General features: G+C 45.3%; 6 protein-coding genes. 2 read left to right on the top strand and 4 right to left on the bottom strand.

The features are described from left to right. Both CAG68_RS19805 and CAG68_RS19800 read left to right on the top strand, forming a co-directional pair. The coding region (locus tag CAG68_RS19805; protein WP_161441558.1) for an EamA family transporter at positions 1-889 on the top strand (889 nt) is incomplete at its 5' end. A 94-nt stretch (positions 890-983) separates the two neighbouring features. Further along, positions 984-1646, top strand: a complete 663-nt coding sequence (locus CAG68_RS19800) for a flagellar brake protein (protein WP_053307236.1) — start codon at positions 984-986, stop codon at positions 1644-1646. 2 nt (positions 1647-1648) lie between these two features. Here the strand turns inward: CAG68_RS19800 and CAG68_RS19795 are convergent, their stop codons facing one another. From CAG68_RS19795 to CAG68_RS19780, 4 genes are all read right to left on the bottom strand, one after another. After that, positions 1649-2686, bottom strand: coding sequence for a DUF2955 domain-containing protein (locus CAG68_RS19795; RefSeq protein ID WP_053307235.1), 1038 nt, complete (start codon positions 2684-2686; stop codon positions 1649-1651). Between the two features lie 12 nt (positions 2687-2698). Continuing rightward, positions 2699-3757, bottom strand: a complete 1059-nt coding sequence (locus tag CAG68_RS19790; RefSeq protein ID WP_005373588.1) for an HlyD family secretion protein — start codon at positions 3755-3757, stop codon at positions 2699-2701. 35 nt (positions 3758-3792) lie between these two features. Continuing rightward, a complete protein-coding gene (gene slyA, locus CAG68_RS19785) occupies positions 3793-4248 on the bottom strand; it encodes a transcriptional regulator SlyA (protein ID WP_005373589.1) in 456 nt (151 codons plus the stop codon). 304 nt (positions 4249-4552) lie between these two features. Then, positions 4553-5252, bottom strand: a 700-nt coding sequence (locus CAG68_RS19780; RefSeq protein WP_161441557.1) for a response regulator, incomplete at its 5' end; no start/stop codon positions are given.

The raw sequence follows: 5252 nt of genomic DNA, 5'->3' as shown, positions 1-5252 counted from the left end.
GCTTTGGTCTGGTTTCTTTATTTCTTTAAAAGGGGGCGCAATTTCTGCCTTGCAGCCAGCCGATATCGCGTTAGTTCGCTTTCTAATCCCAAGTATAATTTTATTACCATTTGTGATTAAGCATAAACAGTCGCTGCGCGTCGTGCCTAAACGCTACCTGGTTAGTGTTGTGGTTGGAAGCGGCCTTCCCTATCTTCTGGTCGTCGGAACGGCTATGCATTTCGCTCCCGTGGCGCACGGCAGTGCATTAGTACCTGGCACTTTGCCATTGTTTGTTTCTGCTATCGCGGTACTTTGTTATCAACAGTCGCTGAGTGCTCACCGCTTAATCGGGCTTTCTACGGTGTTGTTAGGCATTTTTGTTTTTCTTCTTTCGAATAGCGGCGCAGAGTACAACTGGTCTCAGTTGCAAGGGCATATCCTGTTTCTAACTGGCAGCATCATGTGGGCTGCTTTCACCATCAGCGCTCGTGTCGCCAATCTTAATGCACACGTCTGTGCAGGATTCGTTGCAATCGCGTCTTTGGCTCTGCTCATCATCGCCGTTGGTTTCGGGTGGGTAGACAGTTATTTGGTGGTAACACCGTTCAGCCAGTGGCCATGGGAGGAGTTATTTGGCCACGCGATGCTACAAGGTGTTGGCGCAGGTTTAATCGCTTCTTTCACTTTCATTTATGCAATTAGGATCATCGGTGCCGAAGCCAGCGCTGCTTTTGGTTCATTAACTCCAGTCGTCGCGACACTTCTTGCCGTTCCAATTTTTGGTGAACAACCAGATTCTCTCACTTGGTTAGCGCTGATGTTGGTCACATGCGGCAGTATTGTGGCAAGCCAAATCTTTATGAAAGGTGGAATGAACCAAACTTATCGCCCACCACTTCACAGATAGCGATGATTTTACAAAAACTTATGCCTTACTATCTTGAATAACAAAATGGCGTTTTGATAGCCTCAGCTTAACTAAAAATTAAAACGCCAATGTGATGCCAGCCACTCATACTAAAGATGAACTGCATAGGTTTCTCAAACCGGGAATGAAACTTTCTACTAATTTCGAATTTGGGCCTAAGGATCAATATACGTATTCCACCACCTATCTTGGGATGAAAGAAAATGCTTATTTGATTCTTGATATACCAATGCGTTTGCTTGAAGAGCAGGTGATGAGAAAACTCCCCAACGCCGATGTCATCGTGCGTGGTGTATCAGATACGGAGTTAGGCCATGTCATTGCGTTTAAGTCCAGCGTACTGACGACGACCGTTCGACCATCCCCCCTTTTGTTTATCCGCATTCCAGGAACATTTGCAACCAAACCAGTTCGAGAACATGAGCGTTACAAGTTGCAAATGAACTGTAACGTTATTCATGCAGGGAATGTCTACGACGGTAGCCTTATCGATTTCTCTCTAGCAGGTGTTGGTATATCAACCTTGATTGAGCCCGAATTCAACGTGGGTGAGAGTGTTACCATCGAATGTCCGTTAAGCCACTATATCGGAGAAGAAAATCGATGTGTCATTGCCAACATTAAGAAATTGGCGAAGGGATGGGTAGTTGGAATTAAGTTTGCTAGTTCCATTGAGATGACTCACGAACTAAAAACAGAGTTACTGGAGCAATCCTTTCTAACCAGTAACGTCTGAACTTACTGCTCGCTAAAGCGCGTCGCCTCAAAGCTGTTGAGTATTCTGTGAACCGTATAGGTCACAAGCAGCGTCGCAACAATAGCAAACAAAATACTGCTCACGCGATACAGCGCACTGAACATTAAGTCACCATCCGGAGTAAGATATTGGCCGAACAAAATGCCTAATGTGGTTAAGCCGCCAAATCCGGCTCCCGAACCGCTAGACTCTTTCACGTGCATATAGCTGAACATCATAGCCCCAATCCAAAGCAATGGGACGATAAACAATAAGGTATCCGACCAATCGTATAATACAAGTTGTCCGACGATACCAAAGGTCACCCCCATCAAGGTTCCCATTGCTCTTTTTCGCGCATATCCTAAAGCACCGTTCCAATGCATAGGAAACAATAAAAGCAAGGTTGTCGCCTGAGCAGACATAGAGTCACTGAGGTCAAATAGCTGGAATACAAGGAAAGACATTGTAGCGATACTCGCCCCCATAAGGGCTTCATGACGCATGCGATGACTCTGTTTAGGCTGCGACGGTTTCGCTGGTGGCTGACGAGGTTCCGCATCGGGAATCAAAAATGTCACCACATAAGCAACGAACACTGAAATAACATTCGCTTGCAGGTTGCTAAATATTAGGTCATTTAAGTCAGTGGTTGGATAACTAGCAAAATGCAGCATGATGCTTAAGCTCAGTACGCTGTTCGCTCCAAATAAGAACAAGCTCCCTTTTGACATACAGGCGAATTTATATAGGAACAACCCGAATGCAATGATTGTCATCATGCCTGGGTGCCCACCAAATAACCCACCAAGCACACCAACTTCTAATCCACACACAACCGCTGAAAAAATCAGTTGTCGTGCGGCATGTAGACTCATGACTGGCACCATTCCAAGTAACAACATCGGGGTTACAGTAAAGAATACGCCATAGTTCCAACCAAATACTTTACATAAAGTGAAACCAATAGTCGCACCAGTTGCAATGCGCAAACACTGACGGAAGTCGTTTTCCGACATGGGGTGGTCCCATAACTTCATATCGCCTCCTCGTTAATAAATATAATGAAGAAGACTCAAGAATTGGATCTGGCACCTCGCTAACCAGCCAGATAATGCGTTTTCTGGCAACAACTGCACGGTTGCTCGTGCCCCTGCTGGAAATGCGCGCTGCTGAGGTTCATCGATAGCTAAATGTAAACGTAAGCGCTGCGCGTCTCTCACCCAACGGTTTGAGTCAGTTGGTGTTGCTAAGCGGCCATCCGCATCGAATTGACCCGAGCTGACCCCGGCATCCACACTCGTAATACGAGCTTCAAATACATCACCAGGTAAGCTATCAAAAGCCACTAACGCACGGCTGTTCTGATTAAAGTGTCGTAAACTCTTTTCACGAAAGTCGGCAATGATATCCACGTCATCGGAGACTAAAGCGACAAGAGGTGTACCAGCTGCCGCATAGGCCCCCGTCTCCAGCTGCAAGTTAGCGACAACGCCATCATGTTCCGCCGAGACTTGAGTGTAAGACAGATTAAGTTCCGCTTGTTTTAGCTGGTTTTGCGCCACGCGGATATTCACATTCGTCGCGCCTAAATCACCGCGGTTTACTTCCAACTCTTTTAAACGAGCACGTGCGGCCAGTAAGTTCGCTTTAGCTGCCGTTGCACTACTCTGTGCGTCATCACGCTGCTGTTGCGAAGTACCATTACGGTGAAACAGGGTATTAAGACGTTTCGCTTCGCGAACTTTTTGTTCCGCCACGATTTTGCTCGCTTCAACGTCTGCTTTTGCCGCCGCAATAGAAGCATCAAGTTGTTCGTTGTTTTGAATCACACGCTCAAGGTTAAGTTGAGCCTTTTCTACGGCGAGCTGATAAGGCTGGGGATCAATCTGAAATAGTAGATCGCCTTGGCTTATTTCTTGGTTGTTGGCAACATAAAGATGTGTAATCTGCCCACTCACACGGGGGGCCACTTTAGTTACCACACGCGTTGCCATTGCCTGAGGAGTCAACGGCATGGCGAGATCTGCAACTAGAAAATAGGCAAAGACAAGGACAAACGCGACGCAAGAATATTTGATCCAACGTGCGAATTTTTGATCTGGAGTCATAGGCGTTTACTTCTCTTTTTATTCGGTTTTCTGACTTATTCGCTAAGTGAATCAAGCGCATTGTGAGCAATCTGATCAAGAATCAATGAAAGCTGCTGAAGTTCCTGGTCGTTGATGTCCGTTAGGAGCTTGCTTCGAACTTGAAGAATCCGAGCCTCCATTTGCTTTAGTAGGGTTTTCCCCTCTTCTGTGAGGCTAACAATACGTGCTCGCTTATCATGTTCACAGCAATGGCGAGTGATCAGAGATTGCTCTTCTAATAATTTTAATGTTCGCATCAACGACGCTAACTCGATCTCAAGCGCTTCAGCCAAATGCTTCTGACTGATGTTGTCACCCATTCGATAAAGCTTCCATAACGCAGTCCAACGCGGATACGTTAGGTTTAAAGGCTCTAACTCGCGATCTGCAACCATTTTCCATAAACGAGCAACACGAGATAATTTTTCAGCCAGAGAAAGGTCTCGCAAACTGTTGATGTCTTGAATCATAAGATCTACTCAATTACTTAGCGTGCTAAGCAATATAAAATAGTTAGCATGCTAAGTAAATATCTTTTTGTGATTGAAATCACGTTGGGTGTGTCAGTGAAGGGGCAGAAATCTAAGTAATACAACACTATGTTTGAATTTGAAATGCTGCGATGTACACAACAAACGTCGAGACCAATAAAGTCTGAAAAGTCTGATTTGTATAAGAGTAAAAGGGGCAGATACAAAAAAGCACAACCCACAGTCATGGTGTTGTGCTTTTCAGATAATGAGTAATTGGGTTATCCCGTAGTGAGCCAATTCCTTATGTTCGCTCAACTAAGAACCGCTGCTTAAAATCCACAAATGCTTCATGGAGCGCATTTTCTTTAATCGGCTTGAGAAGCACGTAATTCGCACCCGATTCCATAAAGGCGTCACTGGTTTCTTTCGCGGTGTCAGCAGTACACGCATAAATTGGCGTGCCTAGTTTTAGCTTTTGTCGGATCTCTTTGGTCGTTTCAATTCCACCAAGATGCGGAAGCTGGTTGTCCATCAGTATCAAATCGTAAGTATGATCTTTTAAGAATTCCATTGCTTCTAACCCATCTTTCGCCCAATCAACCTGCATTTTGTACTTGTTACAAAACGCTTTTAGAATGAATGCGTTAGTATGGTTATCCTCTACCAACAACACTTTGAGACTCTCTGCAAATAGTTCATCTGGCTTAACTCGCAAACTCGAATCAAGAGGGGTGAGTACTCGCTCACGATCTTTCACTGGCATTGTAATGACAAAAGTCGTTCCTAAACCTTTCTGACTGCGGACTTGAACATCACCTTCCAGCATGTCGACGAGGCTCTTCACAATGGTCAGCCCTAAGCCACTGCCACCGTATTCTCGAGTCGTTGTTGCTTCTTCTTGAACAAAAGGTTCGAACATTTGGTCGAGTTTGTCAGACTCGATGCCGATACCTGTATCCGTAATTTCCACGACCAGCACACTATTGTCAGCGCCATAGAAC

The sequence above is a fragment of the Vibrio sp. V42_P2S4T144 genome, from assembly GCF_009904715.1.
In the GTDB taxonomy this organism is placed as follows: domain Bacteria; phylum Pseudomonadota; class Gammaproteobacteria; order Enterobacterales; family Vibrionaceae; genus Vibrio; species Vibrio alginolyticus.
This window is presented reverse-complemented; position numbering and strand designations above follow the sequence as displayed.

Coding starts and splice junctions, on each gene's coding strand:
- slyA (WP_005373589.1), bottom strand. CDS start 4,248: ATGATTCAAGACATCAACAGTTTGCGAGACCTTTCTCTGGCTGAAAAA.
- CAG68_RS19790 (WP_005373588.1), bottom strand. CDS start 3,757: ATGACTCCAGATCAAAAATTCGCACGTTGGATCAAATATTCTTGCGTC.
- CAG68_RS19795 (WP_053307235.1), bottom strand. CDS start 2,686: ATGAAGTTATGGGACCACCCCATGTCGGAAAACGACTTCCGTCAGTGT.
- CAG68_RS19800 (WP_053307236.1), top strand. CDS start 984: ATGCCAGCCACTCATACTAAAGATGAACTGCATAGGTTTCTCAAACCG.